At 68.8% G+C, this 1,440-nt stretch carries 1 protein-coding gene; it reads left to right on the plus strand.

Annotation, left to right across the window (positions count from 1 at the left end; all coding sequences use genetic code 11):
* Window positions 1-64 precede the first annotated feature (64 nt).
* Window positions 65-1,440: IS66 family transposase (gene tnpC, locus ACM9LZ_RS25795; RefSeq protein ID WP_416622364.1), on the plus strand; the 1,376-nt coding region annotated here is incomplete at its 3' end.

The raw sequence follows: 1,440 nt of genomic DNA on the forward strand, positions 1-1,440 counted from the left end.
GTAACTGCTCACGGGGCTGGCGAAATGAGTTGCGCGCGCTCGTTGGATATGAGTCAACGTTCGGATGGAAGAGCGGTCGCGCTACCGTCTGAGTGAAGCCGAGAAGGACGCCCTGCTTTTGGAGCAGGCGGCGTTGATCGAGCGCTTGGCCGCGCGGATCAAGGAACTGGAGGCGCTGGTCGGCAAGCCGCGCAAGAATTCGTTGAATTCCCACACTCCGCCGTCGCAGGACGGTCCCGGCCGCCCCGGCCGCCCCGGCCGCCCCGGCCGCCCCGGCCGCCCCGGCCGCCCCGGCCGCCCCGGCTCGAAGGCGGTGGCCAAGCGCCGGCACAAGCCGCGCCTGTCCCGTTCTGGCGTATCGCGCCCGCTGGCCGAGGAGCCGGACAAGACGGAACGGTGCCTGGCCGCGATCTGCCCCCATTGCGGGATGGCGGCCTCAGGGCTGCCCCAGCGCTGCCGACACCGCTACGACCACATCGACCTTCCCGTCATCCGCCCGGTGGTGACGCGGGTGGAACTGTTCGGTGGGCGCTGCGGCGACTGCGGGCGGCGCTACCGGGCCGAAGCTCCGGCCATGATGCCGCCGGGCACGCCGTTCGGGCCGGGGATCCGCTCGCTGCTCGCCTACCTTCACCACAGCCATCACGTCGGCTTCGAGCGTCTGTCGCGGATGCTGAAGGAACTGTTCGGGCTGACCATCTCCGAAGGCGCCATCGCCAACAGCTTCCGGCGGATGGGGGCAACGTTCGACACGGCTCGCGCGGCGATCAAGGCCAGGCTGCTGACGGCGCCGGTCATCGCGTCCGATGAAACCACCACGCGGGTGAACGGCGTCACCCAGTGGCAATGGGTCTTCCATTCCGACAAGGCGGTGCTGCACGACATTGTCCCCAGCCGGGCCCGGAGCGTGGCAGCCCAGCTTCTCGGCGATCATCGGCCCGAGGTCTGGGTGTCGGATCGCTATGCCGGGCAGCAGGAACTCGCCCGCGCCCACCAGGTCTGCCTCGCCCATGTCCTGCGCGATGTCCAGTACGCCATCGACTGCGGCGACACCGTCACCGCCCCCAAAATCCGTGACCATCTGCGCTGGGCCATCCGCATCGGCAAGCGACGCCCCACCTTGAAGGATAGCACGCTCAAAGCCTACGCCGCCAGGGCCGACCGCGGCCTCGATGCCCTGCTCGGCGTTCCCGCCGCCCATCCCGCCGGCCGCGACCTGCAACGCCAGATCAAAGCGTGGCGCGGCAAGTTCTTTGTCTTCCTCGACGACCGCCGCGTCCCCCCAACCAACAACGGCAGCGAACGGGAAATCCGACCTTCCGTCATCTTCCGCAAGGTCACCAACGGCTTCCGATCAACCTGGGGGCCCGGCATTCATGCCGGTTACCGATCCGTCACCGGAACCGCTCGCTTGCATGGCCAGTCCCCCTGGAACGCCAT

The sequence above is a fragment of the Niveispirillum fermenti genome (assembly GCF_048066175.1).
GTDB lineage: Bacteria > Pseudomonadota > Alphaproteobacteria > Azospirillales > Azospirillaceae > Niveispirillum > Niveispirillum fermenti.